This window comes from Microbacterium sp. CCNWLW134 (genome assembly GCF_037083565.1).
Classification (GTDB): domain Bacteria; phylum Actinomycetota; class Actinomycetes; order Actinomycetales; family Microbacteriaceae; genus Microbacterium.
The window spans coordinates 1869660-1887556 of sequence record NZ_JBAOJU010000001.1 but is presented as its reverse complement, the minus strand read 5'-3'; the positions used below and the strand labels follow the sequence as shown (position 1 = coordinate 1887556).

General features: G+C 72.0%; 14 protein-coding genes. 7 read left to right on the top strand and 7 right to left on the bottom strand.

The features are described from left to right. Positions 1 to 3: 3 nt before the first annotated feature. From V6S02_RS08985 to hrpA, 5 genes are read right to left on the bottom strand one after another with little or no spacing between them, the layout of a single operon-like run. Positions 4 to 1206, bottom strand: a complete 1203-nt coding sequence (locus V6S02_RS08985) for an ROK family transcriptional regulator (RefSeq protein WP_336400559.1) — start codon at positions 1204 to 1206, stop codon at positions 4 to 6. 17 nt (positions 1207 to 1223) lie between these two features. Next, positions 1224 to 2081 (bottom strand): NYN domain-containing protein, encoded by an 858-nt coding sequence (locus tag V6S02_RS08980; protein WP_124293664.1) that lies wholly within the window; start codon positions 2079 to 2081, stop codon positions 1224 to 1226. Further along, positions 2081 to 3064: a Gfo/Idh/MocA family protein gene (locus V6S02_RS08975; protein WP_124293663.1), complete on the bottom strand. Its 984-nt coding sequence runs from the start codon at positions 3062 to 3064 to the stop codon at positions 2081 to 2083. Before V6S02_RS08975 ends, V6S02_RS08980 begins: the two co-directional genes overlap by 1 nt. A gap of 31 nt (positions 3065 to 3095) precedes the next feature. Next, positions 3096 to 3908 carry a quinone oxidoreductase family protein gene (locus V6S02_RS08970; protein ID WP_442927923.1) on the bottom strand — a complete coding sequence of 271 codons (813 nt, stop codon included), beginning with the start codon at positions 3906 to 3908 and terminating at the stop codon, positions 3096 to 3098. A 30-nt stretch (positions 3909 to 3938) separates the two neighbouring features. Next, on the bottom strand, positions 3939 to 7796 hold the full coding sequence (gene hrpA / locus V6S02_RS08965) for an ATP-dependent RNA helicase HrpA (protein WP_336400558.1): 3858 nt from the start codon (positions 7794 to 7796) through the stop codon (positions 3939 to 3941). Between the two features lie 98 nt (positions 7797 to 7894). On the opposite strand from hrpA, the gene V6S02_RS08960 reads away from it, so the two are divergent. Then, positions 7895 to 8728, top strand: coding sequence for an aldo/keto reductase (locus tag V6S02_RS08960; protein WP_336400557.1), 834 nt, complete (start codon positions 7895 to 7897; stop codon positions 8726 to 8728). Between the two features lie 17 nt (positions 8729 to 8745). On the opposite strand, the gene V6S02_RS08955 is transcribed toward V6S02_RS08960, so the two are convergent. Next, entirely contained in the window at positions 8746 to 9984 is a 1239-nt protein-coding gene (locus V6S02_RS08955; protein WP_336400556.1) for a glutamyl-tRNA reductase, read from the bottom strand. Positions 9985 to 10031: 47 nt separating this feature from the next. Here V6S02_RS08955 and hemE point away from each other — a divergent pair, with 47 nt between their 5' ends. The 6 genes from hemE to hemL are packed head-to-tail and all read left to right on the top strand — an operon-like array spanning position 10032 to position 16337. After that, positions 10032 to 11117 (top strand): uroporphyrinogen decarboxylase, encoded by a 1086-nt coding sequence (gene hemE / locus V6S02_RS08950; RefSeq protein WP_442927922.1) that lies wholly within the window; start codon positions 10032 to 10034, stop codon positions 11115 to 11117. Further along, positions 11107 to 12402 (top strand): protoporphyrinogen/coproporphyrinogen oxidase, encoded by a 1296-nt coding sequence (locus V6S02_RS08945; protein ID WP_336400554.1) that lies wholly within the window; start codon positions 11107 to 11109, stop codon positions 12400 to 12402. The genes hemE and V6S02_RS08945 overlap by 11 nt, the downstream gene beginning before the upstream one ends. Continuing rightward, positions 12399 to 13082, top strand: coding sequence for a hydrogen peroxide-dependent heme synthase (gene hemQ, locus V6S02_RS08940; RefSeq protein WP_124293656.1), 684 nt, complete (start codon positions 12399 to 12401; stop codon positions 13080 to 13082). The genes V6S02_RS08945 and hemQ overlap by 4 nt, the downstream gene beginning before the upstream one ends. Continuing rightward, entirely contained in the window at positions 13079 to 14002 is a 924-nt protein-coding gene (gene hemC / locus V6S02_RS08935) for a hydroxymethylbilane synthase (RefSeq protein ID WP_124293655.1), read from the top strand. The genes hemQ and hemC overlap by 4 nt, the downstream gene beginning before the upstream one ends. Next, entirely contained in the window at positions 13999 to 14991 is a 993-nt protein-coding gene (gene hemB, locus V6S02_RS08930; protein ID WP_336400553.1) for a porphobilinogen synthase, read from the top strand. The genes hemC and hemB overlap by 4 nt, the downstream gene beginning before the upstream one ends. Beyond that, complete coding sequence (gene hemL, locus V6S02_RS08925) at positions 14988 to 16337, top strand: glutamate-1-semialdehyde 2,1-aminomutase (RefSeq protein ID WP_336400552.1); 1350 nt, start codon at positions 14988 to 14990, stop codon at positions 16335 to 16337. The genes hemB and hemL overlap by 4 nt, the downstream gene beginning before the upstream one ends. A 23-nt stretch (positions 16338 to 16360) precedes the next feature. On the opposite strand, the gene V6S02_RS08920 is transcribed toward hemL, so the two are convergent. Further along, positions 16361 to 17884 (bottom strand): dolichyl-phosphate-mannose--protein mannosyltransferase, encoded by a 1524-nt coding sequence (locus tag V6S02_RS08920; RefSeq protein ID WP_336400551.1) that lies wholly within the window; start codon positions 17882 to 17884, stop codon positions 16361 to 16363. Positions 17885 to 17897: the final 13 nt, after the last annotated feature.

Sequence of the window (17897 nt, the reverse complement as noted above, 5' to 3'; positions counted from 1 at the left end):
CGCTCACGCGGTGGCGCGATCGACTCCGCTGTCGACCGCCACATGATCGAAGGCGACGGCGTCGAGCGCGGCCGCGATGGCTCCCCGGGTCTCGGTCCATTCTCCGAACGAGCTCGCGACGATCTCGGGCAGGCCGTTGCCCGCGGCCAGCGCCGTGCGCTCGAGCGAGTGGCGCATCGGTGCCATGAGGGTCTCGCCGGCCTCGGCGAGTTCGCCGCCGACGACGATCAGCCCGGGATCGAGGAGGTTGCACAGGCTCGCCGCAGCGATGCCGATGTGCCGACCGGCGTCGGCGATCACCCGTCGTGCGCTCCCGTCGCCGGACTCCGCGGCCTGGATGAGGTCGCTGAGACGTCGCATCCCCTCCCCGGGCGGGAAGAGGGAGAGGAGGGCCGGCCCGCCGGCGTAGGTCTCGAGACATCCGCGGTTGCTGCAGCGGCAGATCGGCCCGTTCTCGTCGATCGTGACGTGGCCGATCTGGCCGGCCTTGCCGTTGACACCGCGGAAGAGCTCTCCGCCGACGACCATCCCCGCGCTGATCGTGTGTCCCACACGGAGGTACACCGACGACGCGACGTCCCTCGACACGCCTTCGCGGGCCTCGGCGAGTGCCCCCAGATTGGCCTCGCTGTCGACGAGGACCGGACGCTGGATGCGGGCGGTCAGGGATGTCGCGATATCGACGTTCTCCCAGCCGCGGAGGATTCCGGCGGCGCTCACCATGCCGGTCCGCGGGTCGATCGGGGCGGGAAGGGCGAGCCCCACGGCAAGGAGATCGTCGACGGCACCGCCGAGGGAATCCATCATGTCGCCCAGGAGCAGCGCGAGACGGTCGAGCTCGGCATCGTGCCGGTGATCGAGGGGAAGGGGGAGCGAGCTCTGGCTCACGACGGTGCGGGTGACATCCGAGATGGCGATGTGCAGCTGACGCGAGCTGAAGTGCGCTCCGGCGACCAGACCCAACTGGCGCGCGAGGGAGACCAGGGTCGCCCGGCGACCGCTGCGCGAGGTGATCGAGGTGTGCAGCACCCCGGACGCGACGAGCTCCTTGACGATGTTCGACACCGTCGCCGGGGACAGCCCGGTGATACCGGCCAGCTCGACCTGCGTCATCCGCCCGTGCCTCTTCAGCGTCTCGAGCAGGCGCGCGCGGTTGGCTTCACGCAGTGACGACTGCGAGCCCGGCGGCGTCTCTCGGCGGATCACATGCACACTGTAGCGGGTCAGGTCTTCTCGCCCGCGAGGCGGACGAGCACGATGTGGCCCGACTCGTCGACCTCGGCGACGTCGGCGTGGGCCTTGACGAACTCCGAGAAGCTGCGGAATCCGTAGGCCTTCTCGCTGAAGGACGGGTCCAGACGCTTGATGAGGCTCTTCACCGCCGACGCGTGCTGCCAGTCCTCGCCCTCGCGGTCGCTCTCCAGCCGCAGCGCCCGCTGGAGGAGCTCGGCGCCGGGGTCGACGGTCTTCTTCCGCGACCGGCTGCGGGCGGTTTCCGGCTTCTCGGTCACCGCCGGGGCGGGGATTCCCGGGAGGGCGTCGTAGGCATGGAATTGGTCGCACGCGGCGGCGAGGGACTTGGCGGTGGACCCGGCCACCCCGATGCCGACGACGAAGCGTCCGAGTCGTTTGCATCGCTGAGCCAACGGGACGTAGTCGGAGTCGCCCGCCACGATGACGACGTGAGTGAGGTCGTCGAGGCGGAACATGTCCTCGACCGCGTCGACCGCCAGGCGGATGTCGGCGCCGTTCTTGGCGTACGCCGCCGCCGGGAAGAGCTGAACGAGGTCGACGGCGCGGGCGACGAGCTGGGAACGGTACACCGCGTTGACCGGAGACGACCAGTCGGCGTAGGCGCGCGTGAGGACGAGGGTGCCGAAGGTCGCCGCGTAGTCGATGATCGCGCCGACGTCGATCATGGCCGCGGCCAGCCGCTCGGTGATCTCGGCATCGCCGTCGCCGGCGACGATGCGCTGACGGTCACGGGCGTAGGAGTTCCGCCCGTGCACCCGGTCGTACCAGGACATGACGATGTTGTCGAAATCGAGATAGACCGCGACGCGGCCGTTCTGATCGGCCATCACTTCTCCCCGGGGTAGCGCACGCCGATCTGGGTGCGGATGTCGTCGAGGGTGCCCATGATCGCCACGGTCTCGTCGATCCCGAGCAGGGGACTGTCGGTCTCGCCGCGCGCGATGATCTCCTCGGCCGCCAGCGCCTGGAACTGCATCCCGCGGCCGGCGATGTCGCTGACGTAGTCCTCGATCACGGTGCCGTCGGGACCGATGACGCGGAAACTCGTGGGGGTGTACCAGGTGCGATCGATGTCGATGCGAGCCTCGGTCCCGATGATGTGGGCGGTGTTGGGGCCGGCCGAACGCGACGAGGTGATCGACGTCGAGATGGCGCCGGAGGCGTGGGTGAAGATCGTCGACACGTCGGCGTCGGCGCCGGTGTCGGCCAGTCGCGCCCGTGCGGTGACCGAAGCCGGCGCGCCGAGGATGTCCCAGAAGAACGAGATGGGATAGATCCCGAGGTCGAGCAGCGCGCCGCCACCCAGGTCGAGAGCGTTCAGCCGGTGCGAGGGGTCGGCGGAGATCTTCTGGGTGTGGTCGGCGAAGACGGCGCGGATCTCGCCCAGCGTGCCGGCGGCGAGGATCTCGCGGATGCGGATCATATGGGGGAGGTACCGCGTCCACATCGCTTCCATCGCCAGGAGCCCGTGCGCTCGGGCCGCGTCGCGGATCGATGCGGCCTCGGCGGCGTTGAGGGTGAAGGGCTTCTCGACCAGGACGTGCTTGCCGTGCTCGAGCGCGAGGATCGCGTTCTCGGCGTGGAAGGGGTGGGGGGTGGCGATGTAGAGGATGTCGACATCGGGGTCGGCGACGAGCGCTTCGTAGGAGGCGTGCGCGTGCGGGATGCCGAACTCGGCGGCGAACGATCGCGACGCCTCCTGACGCCGCGACCCGACGGCGACGATGTCGCGCTCGGCGGTGCGCAGATCGGTGGCGAAGGCATGCGCGATGCCCCCCGTGGCGAGGATCCCCCAGCGAAGTCCAGTCATGCGTTCGAGCGTACCGGGGTGGGCGGTGGCGTCACGGAAGCAGGATGACCTTGCCCGCGGCGCCCTGCTCGACGGCGCGGTGCGCGGCAGCGGCGTCCCCGAGCGCGAAGGAGGGTCCGAGCTCGACGGAGAAGGCTCCGCCGGCCAGGAGCGCGAGCGCCACCGGTATCGCCTCGGCGCGCCATGCCCGCTGCTGCGCGGTGAGCGGGGTGGGCGCGCCGCCGGAGAAGGCCCGGATGCCGTAGCCGGCGGCATCGCGACCCCGGACGAGTGTGGCGATGCGCGCCGCGGGGGCGAGGGCGAGGGAGGTCTCGATCGCCTCGTCGGTGCCCGCTGCGTCGAGGGCGACGGTGATGCCCCCGGGGGCGGCCGCACGGACGCGGTCGGTGAGGCCCTCGCCGTAAGCGATCGGTTCAGCCCCGAGATCGTGGACGCGATCGAAGCGCTCCGGCGAGGAGGTGGCGATGACCCGCGCGCCCCACAGGGTCGCGAGCTGAATGGCCGCTTGACCGACGGCGCCGGATCCCGCGTGGACGAGAAGGGTGTCACCGTCGCGGACACCGAGCGAGCGCAGCGCTTGATACGCCGTCGCCACGGGGATGCCCAGGGCCGCACCCTCGGCCGCCGTCACGGATGCCGGCCGGGGCTGCGCCGACCGGACGGGGACGGCGATGTCGGTGGCATAGGCCCCCGTCGCGCCGAACACGACGACAGGGTCGCCCACGCGGAAGCCGTCCACGTCGGGGCCGACGGCCGTGATCACTCCGGCGCCGTCGGTCCCGATGCGCCGGGGCTCGGCGATCGGCGCCGAGGGTCGGAGGCCTGAGCGCAGCTTGTGGTCGATCGGATTGACGAACGCCCCGGGGCGTGGATGCTATTCCCGCAGCGCCTTCTGGATCCGCTGCAGCGAGACCGGTTCGGCGGTGCCGAGGGGCTGGGCGAAGAGACTCACGCGATACTCCTCGAGCAGCCACCGTGCGCGCACGAGGGCAGGCGGCGCTTCCGCCGGAAGAGGGATGATCCCGCCCGCCTCGGCGAACATCGCGGCGGCCCGTTCGAACTCCGTCATCCGCTGACGGTCGCGGCCGGGGTTGTCGACGAGGGTGTGCGCCCGCTCGGCGGCGGCGCGGAGATAGCGGGGGAGGTGCGTCAGCCGTGCTGCGCCGGTGCGCGAGAGGAACCCCGGGAAGATGAGGCCCGCGAGCTGCGCCTTGATGTCACCGAGCGCGCCGAGGAGGGCCATGGACGTCACACCGCGCACCGCCCGCTCCACGTCGCGAGCCGCGGTGAGGATCTTCGCGGCCAGCGAGACCAGGGCGAACAGCTCGTCGACGTTCGCGCGGGAGAACTCCTCGCGGGCACGGCCGAAGACCGCGGCCGTCCGCACCGGCTCCGCGCCGGCCACGCGGTCCAGAACCGCATCGGCGAGGGTGGAGCGCGCATCCTCGATGAGTGCCCGGGCCGACGGGTAGGGGCTCGCGGCGAGCGCGAGCTTCTCGGCCGCGGTGAGGTGATCGAGGATGTACGCCGCGGGCGAGGGCACTGCGAGGAGCAGCAGACGACGCACGCCTGCGCGCAAGGCCGTCGCGGCGGCATCCGGAGTGGACTCGATCCGCAGTGCCACGCTGTCCCGCTCGTCGACCAGGGCAGGGTAGCCGCGCACCACCCCGCCGGCGACGCGGGTGTCGACGACTGCGGCGAGGTCGCCGACGTCCCACGTGGTGATGCCGGTGCGTTCAGCGGGCGTGGCGCCGGCCGGCGCCGTTGCCGCGGCCACTCGATCGGTCGGACGCTCCAGGGTGCGGGCGACCGAGGAGCGGGCACGTCCGCGAAGGCGGTCCTGGAGCGCTTCGAGGTCGCGGTCGCTGCCGAGCGCCCGCCCGCGGTCGTCGACGGCGCGGAACGACATCCGGAGGTGGCCCGGGATGCGCTCGAGGTCGAAGTCCGAGGTCGTGACGGGCTGGCTCGCGGCGCGCTGGATCAGCCGCGCGAGTCCGGCCACGAGTGTGGTCGCCGGCAGCCCGTCGGAGGACTCAGGGCCCTGGCCGTCGAGTTCGTCACCCAGGCGCGCCGCCCAGTCGGCGGCGGGGACGACATGGCGGCGGATGGCCTTGGGGAGGGAGCGGATGAGCGCGGCGATGAGCTCGGGGCGAAGCCCCGGGACCTGCCAGTCGAAGCCGTCGGGCCGCAGCTGTGCCAGCAGCGGCAGCGGGATGACGACGGTGACGCCGTCGTCGGGAGCCCCGGGCTCGAACCGGTAGGCGAGGGAGAGCACCTGGTCGCCCTGCCGCCACCGGGTGGGGAAGTCCCGCTCGTCGGCGCGTGTCGCGTCGTCGAGGAGATCGGCCTCGGTCATGTCGAGAAGGCGCGGTGTGCGGGCCGAGGTGTCCTTCCACCAGCGCTCGAACGAGCGCACGTCGAAGACGTCGACGGGAAGGCGCGCGTCGTAGAAGGCGTACACGGCCTCGTCGCCGGCGAGGATGTCGCGGCGGCGCTCGCGCTCCTCGAGCTTCTCCAGGCGCCGCCGGAGGTCGGCGTTGCGGCGCTCGAAGGCACTCAACCTCTTGTCGAGATGCGACAGATCGACATCGCCCTCCACCAGCGCGTGGCGGAGGAACAGCTCGCGGGCGAGGGGCCGATCGAATCGGGCGAGCTGCACCCGCCGCCGCGGGATGATCTCCACCCCGAACAGCGTGATCTTCTCGTACGCCGACGCGGCCCCGGCGCTCTTGGACCAGTGGGGCTCGCTGACGCTGCGATGGGCGAGGTCGCCGGCGAGGGCCTCCGCCCACGCCGGGTCGATCTCGGCCACGGTGCGTGCGAACAGGCGCGAGGTCTCGACGAGTTCGGCGGCCATGACGGCCGCAGGACGCCGCTTGCGCAACCCCGAGCCGGGGAACAACGCGAAACGCGTGCCCCGCGCGCCGCGATACTCCGCGCGCCCCTGCTCCGGGCGTTTCCGATCGCGGTTGCGGTCACTGGTACGGGTCGCGGTCCGCTCATCGAGCACGCCGATCTGCGAGAGCAGGCCCGAGAGGATCGCGCGGTGGATGTCATCGGGGTCGGCCGTGGCCGTGGCATCCGCTCTCTTCACGCCCAGCAGCGCACCCAGCTGCCGGTGCACGTCGAACCATTCCCGAACGCGGACGTAGTTCAGATGCTCGCTGCGGCAGAGGCGCCGGAAGGCGCTCGAGCCGAGCTCCGCCTGCTGCTCGCGGAGGTGATTCCACAGATTCAGGAGGGTCAGGAAGTCGCTGGTCGGATCGGTGAACCGGGCATGCAGGCGGTCGGCCTCCTCACGACGCTCCTCCGGCCGCTCGCGCACGTCCTGGATGGAGAGGCCGGCGACGATCGCCAGCACCGGCCCGAGGACCTTCGTGCGCTCGGCCTCGACCAGCATGCGCGCGAAGCGCGGGTCGATGGGCAGTCGCGCGATCCGCCGTCCGACCTCGGTGAGGCGGGGACCCCGCTCGCCGGCGTCGACCGCGCCGAGCTCGGTGAGGAGGTCGAGCGCCGCCTTCACCCCACGCGAGTCGGGTCGGGTGAGGAAGGGGAAGGATGCCACGTCGCCGAAGCCGAGGCTGAGCATCTGCAGGAGCACGGAGGCAAGGCTCGTGCGGAGGATCTCTGGCTCGGTGAACTCCGGGCGCGCGGTGAAGTCGTCTTCGCCGTAGAGGCGGATCGCGATACCCGGCGCGGTGCGGCCCGCACGGCCGGCGCGCTGCTGCGCGGACGCCTGCGAGACCGGCTCGATGGGAAGGCGCTGGATCTTGCTGCGGTTGCTGTACCGCGAGATGCGCGCCGTGCCGGTGTCGACCACGTACCGGATGCCGGGAACGGTCAGACTCGTCTCGGCGACGTTGGTCGCGAGGATGACGCGGCGGCGGAGCCCTGCCGTCGTCGACCGCTCGAACACCCGATGCTGCTCCGCCGAGGTGAGCCGGCCGTAGAGGGGGAGGACCTCGGTCGGCGCGGCGTCCTTGGCGTACATGCCGCGAACGGCATCCATCGCGTCACGGATCTCGGCCTCTCCGGGCAGGAAGACGAGGACGTCGCCGGCCTGCTCGCGATCGAGTTCGCGCAGCGCCGCGAGCAGTCCGTCGATGTCATCGTCGGCCGCCTCCGTCTGCGGGCGGTAGCGGATCTCCACCGGATACGTGCGACCCGAGACCTCGATGATCGGGGCCGGGGTGCCCGACCGGTCGGCGAAGTGGGCGGCGAAGCTCTGCGGGTCGATCGTGGCCGAGGTGATGATGACCTTGAGGTCGGGACGCAGGGGGAGGATGCGGGTGAGGTAGCCGATCAGGAAGTCGACGTTCAGCGACCGCTCGTGGGCCTCGTCCACGATGATCGTGTCGTAGCGGCGCAGGAGCCGGTCGCGGTGGATCTCGTTGAGGAGGATCCCGTCGGTCATGAGGGCGACACGGGTGTCGTCGGAGACCTGGTCGGTGAAGCGGACCTTGTACCCGACCGTGCCGCCGAGGGGCACCTCGAGCTCCTCGGCGATGCGCTCGGCGATCGAGCGCGCCGCGATGCGGCGGGGTTGGGTGTGTGCGATGCGCTCCCGCCCGAGCTCGAGGCAGATCTTCGGCAGCTGCGTGGTCTTGCCCGACCCGGTCGCCCCGGCGACGATCACCACCTGGTGGTCGCGGATGGCGGCGGCGATCTCGTCCCGGGCCGCGCTGACGGGCAGCTCGGGCGGGTAGGTGATCACCGGGAGCGTCGTGGGCATAGCCCTCCATCGTACGACCGCGGGCGAACCGGGTAGCGGGTGGCGTGGGATGGCGCAACACGCGACCGCGGCCGGGGTGGAGATCCTAGGCTGAGGGAATGACCATCCCCACTCTGAAGCTCAACGATGGACACGAGATCCCCCAGCTCGGCTACGGCGTCTTCCTGGTCCCGCCGGAGGACACCGAGCGGGCGGTGAGCGAGGCCCTCGAGATCGGGTACCGCCACATCGACACCGCCGCGATCTACCGCAACGAGGAGGGTGTCGGCGCCGCGATCGCGAAGTCGGGCATCCCGCGTGACGAGCTCTTCATCACCACGAAGCTCTGGAACGACAGGCAGGGCGGCGACGCGCCGCACGCGGCGATCGACGAGAGCCTATCGAAGCTCGGTCTCGAGCAGGTCGATCTCTATCTCATCCACTGGCCGGCGCCCAAGCGCGGCACCTACGTCAACGCGTGGGAGAAGCTGGTCGCGATCCGTGACGCCGGCAAGGCCCGCTCGATCGGTGTGTCGAACTTCCACGTCAGCCACCTCGAGGAGGTCATCGCGGCGACGGGTGTGACCCCGGCGATCAACCAGATCGAGCTGCATCCGGCCTACCAGCGTCGCGACATCACCGGGTGGGCCGCCCAGCACGACGTCCGCATCGAGTCGTGGGGACCGCTGGGGCAGGGCAAGTACGACCTGTTCGAGCTGCCGGCCGTCGCCGATGCCGCCGCAGCGCACGGCAAGACGCCCGCGCAGGCGGTGCTGCGCTGGCACATCCAGCACGGCTTCATCGTCTTCCCGAAGTCGGTGCGCCGCTCGCGCCTGGAGGAGAACTTCGACCTGTTCGACTTCGAGCTGACCACCGATCAGATGGCGGCGATCGACGCGCTCGATCGCGCGGATGAGGGGCGCGTGGGCGGCAGCATCGACGAGGTCGACTGACCCCGGAGTGTCGTCAGTCAGCCGGCGGCCGGTGACGCCGCGCCGCCGGCTTCTGCCGCGCCGTGGTCGACCGAGATCCCGAAGACCAGATCCAGCGCGCGCTCGAACTCCTCCAACTCGCCGGCTGCCGCCGCCTCTCGGGCGCGCACCGACGGACGGTGGGAGAGGACTCCGGCGAGATGGCGGAGGGCGGCGCGAGCCTGCTCCGCGTCTTCGGGCAGTCGCGACAGCTCGTCGTCGAGGGCGTCTTGGATATGACGGCGCACCGCGACGATCGCGGGGGCGGCGGCCCGCTCTGCGGTGAAGGTCGCCGCAGCCGTGCCGACCAGCTCGTGGGCGCCGGGGCCGAGCTCGGGAAGCGCGGCGTGACGGCCGAGGAGCTCGAGGTCGAGCAGCTCGACGCCGGGAAGGTCGCCCACCTCGGGGGAGACGTTGCGCGGGAGACCCAGGTCGATGACGATGCGCCGAGCGGTGTCGGGGATGTCGTCGGGGGTGACGACGTAGCGGGCGGTGCAGGTGATGACGATCTCGGCGTGCGCGATCGCGCGGGACAGATCGGCCTCGGGGCGGACGCCGTAACGGGCAGCGAACCGTGCGGCACGGCCGGTGGCGGAGTACACGCCGATGTCGCGCGCGCCGCGGGCGCGCAGGGCGGCGATGGTGGTCGCCGCGTAGCTGCCCGTGCCGACGAGGAGGACCGGGACGCTGCCCCAGTCGGTCACGCGGGTGTCGACGAGGTCGAGGGCGAGGCGGGCGAGTGAGCGACGGCCGGCGCCGACATCGGCCTTGGCCCGCATCTCACGGGTGGCGTGGGTGGCGCGCTGGAAGACCTGCTCGAGCTGCGTGCTGGTCGTGCCGTCGGTGCGGGCCTGGACCAGTGCCCGCTGCACCTGCCCGCTGATCTCCTCTTCGCCGACGACCATGGACTCCAGGCCCGAACTGACCGCGAAGAGGTGACGCACGACATCGTCGCCGCAGAGCGACACGGCGGATTCGCGCAGCGCGTGCGCGTCTTCGCCGGCCGCGTCTCCGAGAGCCTCGAGCACCGCTTCCCGGGCGACGACCGCGCCGCCGGTCAGCGGTTCGTCCACCTCGAGGTACGCCTCGAAGCGGTTGCAGGTGGACAGCACCACCGCGCCGCGGACGAAGTCGTGCTCGGAGACGAGCGCTCGTCCGGTGGATTCGGCGACGGCCGAGATGCGACCCAGCACCTCGAAATCCGTATTGCGATGATTCGCCGTCACACAGAACAGCACCGGACAAGTCTACCCAACCGTCGAGCCCGGGGCCGCGCGCGTCTAGCCTGGAGGGCGTGTCATCCCCCGAATCCACGTCCCTCCTTCCCGCCGCGCACCCCCTGGTCGACGGGCGGACCACGGACAGTCCGCTGGTGCGTGCCGCCCGGGGGGACCGCCCCGAGCGCCCCCCGGTGTGGTTCATGCGGCAGGCGGGGAGGTCTCTTCCGGAGTACCGTGCGTCGCGCGCCGGCACGGAGATGCTCGACGCGTGCCTCACCCCCGACTTGGCCGCCGAGATCACCCTGCAGCCGGTCCGGCGCCACGGGGTGGACGCGGCGGTCTTCTTCAGCGACATCGTCGTTCCCGTGCTGCTCGCCGGCATCGACGTGACCATCGTCCCCGGCCGCGGTCCGGTCATCGATCAGCCGGTGCGCTCGTCCGCCGACATCCTGCGCCTGCGCCCGATCGATCCTGAGGCGCTCGCTCCGATCCGCGAGGCTGTCGCGATCGTCGTGGCCGAGCTCGGCTCGACCCCCCTCGTGGGGTTCGGGGGAGCGCCGTACACACTCGCCAGCTACCTCGTGGAGGGCGGCCCCTCCAAGGAGCAGCTGCGCACCCGCGCCCTCATGCGCACCGATCCCCCCGCGTGGGCCGCTCTGCTGAACTGGTGCGCCGACGTCACCGGCGCGTTCCTGCGCGCCCAGGTCGAGTCGGGAGCAAGCGTCGCGCAGCTGTTCGACTCCTGGGCGGGGTCTCTCTCCCGCGCCGACTATCACAAGCGGGTGGCGCCGCATTCGCGTCGCGCGTTCGACGCGCTCCGGGGCACCGACGTGTCCCGCATCCACTTCGGTCTCGGCCTCGGAGACGTCCTCGACCTGCTGCCGGGCATCGGTGCCGACGTGGTCGGCGTCGACTGGCGCCTCCCGCTGGATGAGGCCAACCGCCGTCTCGACGGGCGCGTGCCGCTGCAGGGGAACATCGACCCGGCGCTGCTGAACGCCCCGTGGCGACTGCTCGAGCGCCATGTCGAGGAGGTCATCGAAGCGGGCTCGGCGGCGCCCGCCCACATCCTGAACCTCGGGCACGGCGTTCCTCCCGAGACCGACCCCGACGCCCTCACGCGCATCGTCGCCTTCGTCCATGACCGCTGACCTCCTCGTCGCCGGCGGCGGTGTCGCGGGCCTGGTCTTCGCAAGGCGGGCCGCGCTCGCCGGGCACCGGGTGCGGCTCTTCGAGGCAGAGAGCGTCTTCGGCGGGCAGGTGGCCAGGCAGGATGTCGCGGGCGTGGCCCTCGACGCCGGGGCGGAATCGTTCGCCACCCGCGGCGGTGACGGGCCCGGAACCGTCCTCGCGCTGCTGGCCGAACTCGGGTTCGCCGACGACATCGTCGCGCCGGCCGCGGGTGCACCCGCCTGGGTGCAGGAGCGGAGCGACCGCGCCTTCCCGCTCCCGGCAGCCGGGCTCCTCGGGATCCCGACGATCCTCGACGAGTCCCTGCTCCCGGCGCTCGGCGCGGACGGCCTCGCCCGCGCCCGCCAGGACGCGACCCTCCCGCCCGATGAGGGAGCGAAAGCCGAGACGCTCGGTGCGCTCGTGCGGACCCGCATGGGAGACCGTGTCGTCGATGCCCTCGTCGCCCCGGTCGTGCGGGGTGTCCATTCGACCACCCCCGACGCCCTGCCCATCGACAGTGCCTCGCCGCGCCTGCGCGAGGAGTTCCACCGCACCGGTTCGCTCGCCGCGGCCATCGCCTCGATCCGGTCCACTTCGCCCGCCGGAAGTCAGGTCGCCGGGGTGCGCGGAGGGGTGTTCCGCCTCGTCGATGCCCTCGTGGCCGATGCCGCCGCGCACGGCGCCGAGCTCATCACCGGCGCCCCGGTGACCGCCGTCGCAGACGACGGTATCGAGGTCGGCGGACGCCGTCTCCGCGGCATCCCGGTCCTCGCCCGGCCGCGGCGGGCACCCGACCCCACTCGGCGGATCACCGTCGTCACCCTGGTCGTCGAAGCGCCCGCGTGGCGTGGCGCCCCGCGGGGGACCGGTGTGCTCGTGGGCCCCGCCGCGCAGAACGTGCGGGCGCGGGCCCTCACCCACCTCACCGCGAAGTGGCCGTGGATCCGACAGGCCCTCGGCGAGCGAGAGGCGGTGCGGCTGTCGTACGACGGCTCCGCCGATTCGGATGCCGTCGACGCGGCCGTCCGCGACGCCCAGACCCTGCTCGGGGCACCCGTCGACACGCTCCTCGACCACACCGTGCGCACGTGGGATCGCTGGGGCCGCGCGGGCACGGGCGACCCCGCCCTCGCCGTCGGCGAGGAGAGGGCGGGCACGGGGCTTGCCGCCGTCGTCCGTCACGCCGAGGCGCTGGCCACATCTCTCACCGTCGAGAGGGCCAGTGGCCAGCCGTCCGGCGAACGGGGGAGGATGGAGGGGTGACCGATACCGCTCCCTCCGCTTCGTCTGAGACCCCGAACGACCGGCACTACGCCCTCTGGGCGGTGCTGCGGCGCGAGCCCGGAACGCCGGTGCCGGAGGGTCTGCCCTCCATCGTCGACGCGGCAGCCACCGCCGGTGACGCTCTCCGCGGCGTCTACGACGTGTCGGGGCTGCGGGCCGACGCCGACATCCTGCTCTGGCTCGTCGGCCACACCGCCGAGCACCTGCAGGCGGTGCTGCGCGACCTTCGGCGCACGCGCGAGCTCGCGGCGCTCGCCCCGACCTGGAACGCCCTCGGTGTGCATCGCGATGCGGAGTTCAGCCGCGACCACAGCCCCGCCTTCGCTCGGGGCCTCGCGCCCAAGCAGTGGCTGACGGTCTACCCGTTCGTGCGCAGCTACGAGTGGTACCTCCTCCCCGCCGCCGAGCGCGGGGCGATGCTCGGCGAGCACGGCCGGATGGGCCGCGACTATCCGCAGGTGCAGAGCAACACCGTCGCGAGCTTCGCCCTCGGCGACTACGAATGGTTGCTGGCTCTCGAGGCCGACGACGTCATCGACCTGGTCGACCTCATGCGCTACTTGCGCGCCACCGAAGCACGGCGTCACGTGCGCGAAGAGGTGCCGTTCTTCACCGGGCGTCTGATCCAGCCCGCCGAGATCGCCGACGTGGTGCGATGACCCTGCGCCTGGGAACCCGCGCCAGCGCGCTGGCGATGGCGCAGGCCGGCACCGTCGCCGCCGCCCTCGGTGCGCAGCTCGTGCCGATCGTCTCCGATGGCGACCGATCCAGCGCGCCGCTGGCGTCGCTCGGCGGTGCCGGGGTGTTCGCCACCGCGCTGCGCGCGGCCCTGCGGGCGGGCGAGGTCGACGTCGTCGTGCACTCGTACAAAGACCTCCCCACCGCCCCGGAGGAGGGGCTCGCGATCGGCGCCGTCCCGACGCGGGCCGACGCGCGCGACGCGCTGTGCGCGCGCGACGGCCTCACCCTCGACACTCTGCCCGAGGGCGCGCGTGTGGGCACCGGCTCACCCCGTCGGCGCGCACAACTGGCCGCCCGGCGCCCCGACCTCGACCTGGTCGACATCCGCGGCAACATCGACACCCGGCTCTCTCGCGTGGGAGCGGATGACCCGGAGCGGCGTCTGGACGCGATCCTCCTCGCCGCGGCGGGGCTCAGCCGGATCGACCGATCCGATGCCGCGACGGAGTTCCTGCCGCTCGAACGATGGCCCACCGCTCCTGCCCAGGGAGCGCTTGCGGTCGAGACCCGTGCGGGGGAGGAGAACCGGGTGTCGCGGCTGGATCATCGTCCGACGCGGATGGCCGTCGACGCCGAACGCGGCGTGCTCGCTCGTCTGGAAGCAGGCTGCGCCGCCCCGATCGGGGCCCACGCCTTCTTCGACGACGGACTGATGTTCCTCACCGCGCGGATCTACCGCCCCGACGGCACGGCACAGCTCACCAGCGCCCACGCCGCCGACGCCGACGACCCCGACGTCGCCGCAGAGCTGGCCGTCAGAGTCGCCGACGAGCTCCTGGCCCAGGGGGCCGCCGACCTCGCGCCGGTCGGCCCCGGGGCCCGAGAGGATCACGCATGACCCCCACCCCTCCGCCCTTCCCGACCACCCGCCCCCGCCGGCTGCGGCAGAGCGCCGCCTGGCGACGGCTGGTCGCTGAGACCCGTCTGCACCCCGCGCAGCTCGTGCTGCCGATGTTCGTCCGCGAGAACGCCGACGCGCCTCTCCCGATCGGATCGATGCCGGGCGTGCAGCAGCACTCCCTCGACTCGTTCCGCGAGGAGCTGCAGCGCGCCGCGGCCGCGGGCATCGGCGGCGTCATGCTCTTCGGTGTGCCCGAGCACAAAGACGCCGAGGGTTCCGGCGCGACCGATCCCGACGGGATCCTCAACGTCGCGACGCGCATCGCCGCTGACGAGGTCGGCTCCGACCTCGTCGTGCAGACCGACCTGTGCCTCGACGAATTCACCGACCACGGTCACTGCGGGGTTCTCGACGCGCAGGGCCGCGTCGACAACGACGCCACCCTCCAGCGGTACCGCGACATGGCCCTCGCCCAGGCTGCCGCGGGGTCGGAGCTCCTCGGTCTGTCCGGGATGATGGACGGCCAGGTCGCGGTCATCCGCTCGGCTCTCGACGAGGCGGGGTACGCAGACGTCGCGCTCCTGGCCTACGCGGCGAAGTACGCCTCGGCGTTCTACGGGCCGTTCCGTGAGGCCGTCCAGTCCTCCCTCCAGGGCGACCGGCGCACCTACCAGCTCGACCCGGGCAACCGGCGCGAGGGGGCCCTCGAGGTGGCCATGGATGTCGCCGAAGGCGCGGACATCGTGATGGTCAAGCCCGCGATGTCGTACCTCGACGTGCTGGCCGATGCCGCGGCATCCTCCCCGGTTCCCGTCTGGGCGTACCAGGTCAGCGGCGAATACGCGATGATCGAGGCCGCCGCCGCTCACGGGTGGATCGATCGGGATCGCGCCATCGACGAATCGCTGCAGAGCATCGTCCGCGCGGGCGCCGACGCGGTGCTGACGTATTGGGCTGTGGAGGCCGCAGAAAGGTGGGCACGATGAGCATGACCCTCATTCCGACCGACAACGTTGAGGCCGCCGCCCGGGCCCGTGCGGTCATTCCCGGCGGTGTGAACTCCCCCGTGCGTGCCTTCGGTTCCGTGGGCGGCACGCCGCTGTCGATCGTGGGCGCTCGCGGCGCGTACGTCCGCGACGTCTCGGGACGCGAGTACGTCGACCTCGTCGCGTCGTGGGGTCCTGCTCTCCTCGGGCACGCTCATCCCGGTGTGGTGGCCGCCGTGCAGGAGGCGGCCGACCGCGGGCTGTCCTTCGGCGCCTCGACCCCCGGCGAGACCCTTCTGGCCGAGGCGGTGATCGGCCGCCTTCGGGTCGGGGGCGCGTCCGAGATCGAGCGCCTGCGCCTGGTGTCCACGGGTACCGAGGCGACCATGACCGCGATCCGCATCGCCCGCGGCGCCACCCAGCGCGACCTCATCGTGAAGTTCGCCGGTCACTACCACGGTCACTCCGACGGCCTCCTCGCCGAGTCGGGGTCGGGGGTGGCGACCCTCGGCCTCCCCGGTTCGGCGGGAGTCCCGGCCGACATCGCCGCGCTCACCCTGGTGCTGCCGTACAACGATCGGGCGGCGATCGAGGAGGCGTTCGCGCTCCACGGCGACCGCATCGCCGCTGTCATCACGGAGGCTGCCGGCGCCAACGCCGGGATTCTGCTCCCCGAGGACGGCTTCAACGCCTTCCTCGCCGATACCGCCCACGCCCACGGCGCGCTGCTGATCTCCGATGAAGTGCTCACCGGCTTCCGGGTCGACCCCGCCGGCTGGTGGGGGCTCGAGCACCGCGCCGGGGCCTCGTGGACCCCCGACCTCGTCACCTTCGGCAAGGTCATCGGCGGCGGGATGCCACTGGCGGGGATCGGTGGCCGCAGAGACCTGATGGAACTGCTCGCCCCCCTCGGGCCCGTTTACCAGGCAGGCACGCTCAGTGGGAACCCGCTCGCGGTGGCCGCGGGGCTGGCGACCCTCCGGCTCGCCGACGACGCGGTGTACGCCCACGTCGATCGGGCTGCCGGCGTGGTCTCCCGCGCCGCCGGGGAGGCCTTGGACGCCGCGGGTGTCGCCCACGTCGTCACCCACGCCGGGAGCCTGTTCTCGATCGCCTTCCGCGACCGGCCGGTGCGGGATTACGACGATGCCAGGGCACAGGAGGGGTGGCGCTACCGCGCCTTCTTCCACGCGATGCTCGAGGCGGGGGTCTCCCTCCCGCCGAGCGTGTTCGAGGCGTGGTTCCTCACGGCCGCGCACGACGACGAGGCGCTGGAGAAGATCCTCACGGCGCTTCCCAGGGCTGCGGCCGCCGCGGCATCCGCCACGCCGCCCGACGCGGTCTGACGCGTCGGGCCGGGGAGGTCTTTTCAGACCCAGCCGGGGAGCCAGTTGTGCGCGCGCCAGAAGTCGTAGGGCACGGTCGTGGCGGTGAGGATCGGGTACCAGAACGCCGACACCAGCAGGGCGATCCCGAGGAAGGCGAGCACCGCCACCCGGCCGGTAAGACGGCGCTGCGGGTCGGGGGAGCGGGTGATGTCGCGGAGGGCGAAGGTGAGGGCCAGCACCGTGAAGGGCAGGATCGCCACGGTGTAGAACTGGAACACCGTGCGCTCGGGATACATCAGCCACGGCAGGTACGTCACCGCGACGCCGGTGAGGACGAGCGCGTGACGCCAGTCGCGATCACGGAAGAACCGGTACGCGAGGTAGACCACCGCCGCGACCCCCGCCCACCAGATGAGCGGGTTGGGCATCGAGTAGATGTTCTGCACGCCCGCGTCGGTCTGGTCGTAGTACATCGAGGTCGGGCGCAGCAGCAGCGGCCACTGCCACGCGGGGCTCTCGTAGGCGTGATCGGTGTCGAGGCCGACGTGGAACGTGTAGATGGCCCGGTGGTAGTTCCACAGGCTCTCGAGCGCCGTCGGTGCGGACTGGCGGTCGTAGCCTCCCGTCGTCGCGAGCCACCCCCACCACGACGAGACGTAGATCAGCGCGGCCACCGGGACGAGCAGCAGGAAGGACACCGGCCCCTGACGCAGAACACCGTCGACGGCCCAGAGGCGGATGCCCGCGCGCCGGCGCTGCACGAGGTCGGTGACGACGGCGTAGATGCCGATTCCCGCGAGGGCGTAGAGCCCCGACCACTTCACCCCGCTGGCCGCACCGGCCGCGACCCCGGCGGCCACGAGCCACGGACGATCCCACAGCACGGGTCCGAATCGATACCCGCCGTCGCCCTCCGGCGGTCGCGCGGCGAGCGCCGCGGCGAGCCGATCGGGGAGGCGCCGTCGATCGAGGGCGAGGAACCAGAAGGCCAGCAGAACGAACAGCGCCACGAAGATGTCGAGGAGCGCCACCCGGCTCATCACGATCGCCAGGCCGTCGACGGCCAGCAGCAGCCCCGCGACGGTGGCGAAGACGGTGGAGCCGGTGAGGGTGCGGGCCAGGAGAAACAGCACGAGGACCAGGGCGGTGCCGGCCAGCGCTGTGGCCACGCGCCATCCGAACGACGAGTCGGCGCCGAAGAGCGCCATCCCGGCGCCGATGAGGAGCTTGCCGAGCGGTGGATGCACGACGAAGGCGGGCTCATCGGAGAGGAAGATCCCCGTCTCGCCGGCGACGAACCGATCGTTGGTGTCGTCGCCTTCGGGCCACTCCGCGGCGTATCCCAGCACCCACTGCGTCCAGGCGTCTTTGACGTAGTACGTCTCGTCGAAGACCAGCGCCTGCGGGTGGCCGAGGTTCCAGAACCGCAGCACGGCGGCGAGGAGAGTCACGGCGACCGCGGCGAGGACCGTCCAGCGGCGGGCGAGCCGTTCGTCGCCGGAGATCCGCTGCTGCCACCGATCCCACGCCGACGGCCGGATCAACGTGGGTGCGGGGGCGGTCACGTCGACCAGCCTA

What these genes read in the sequence shown, in the direction of transcription:
- V6S02_RS08980 (WP_124293664.1), bottom strand. Translation starts at nt 2,081, where the DNA reads ATGGCCGATCAGAACGGCCGCGTCGCGGTCTATCTCGATTTCGACAAC.
- V6S02_RS08975 (WP_124293663.1), bottom strand. Translation starts at nt 3,064, where the DNA reads ATGACTGGACTTCGCTGGGGGATCCTCGCCACGGGGGGCATCGCGCAT.
- hrpA (WP_336400558.1), bottom strand. Translation starts at nt 7,796, where the DNA reads ATGCCCACGACGCTCCCGGTGATCACCTACCCGCCCGAGCTGCCCGTC.
- V6S02_RS08960 (WP_336400557.1), top strand. Translation starts at nt 7,895, where the DNA reads ATGACCATCCCCACTCTGAAGCTCAACGATGGACACGAGATCCCCCAG.
- V6S02_RS08945 (WP_336400554.1), top strand. Translation starts at nt 11,107, where the DNA reads ATGACCGCTGACCTCCTCGTCGCCGGCGGCGGTGTCGCGGGCCTGGTC.
- hemC (WP_124293655.1), top strand. Translation starts at nt 13,079, where the DNA reads ATGACCCTGCGCCTGGGAACCCGCGCCAGCGCGCTGGCGATGGCGCAG.
- hemB (WP_336400553.1), top strand. Translation starts at nt 13,999, where the DNA reads ATGACCCCCACCCCTCCGCCCTTCCCGACCACCCGCCCCCGCCGGCTG.
- hemL (WP_336400552.1), top strand. Translation starts at nt 14,988, where the DNA reads ATGAGCATGACCCTCATTCCGACCGACAACGTTGAGGCCGCCGCCCGG.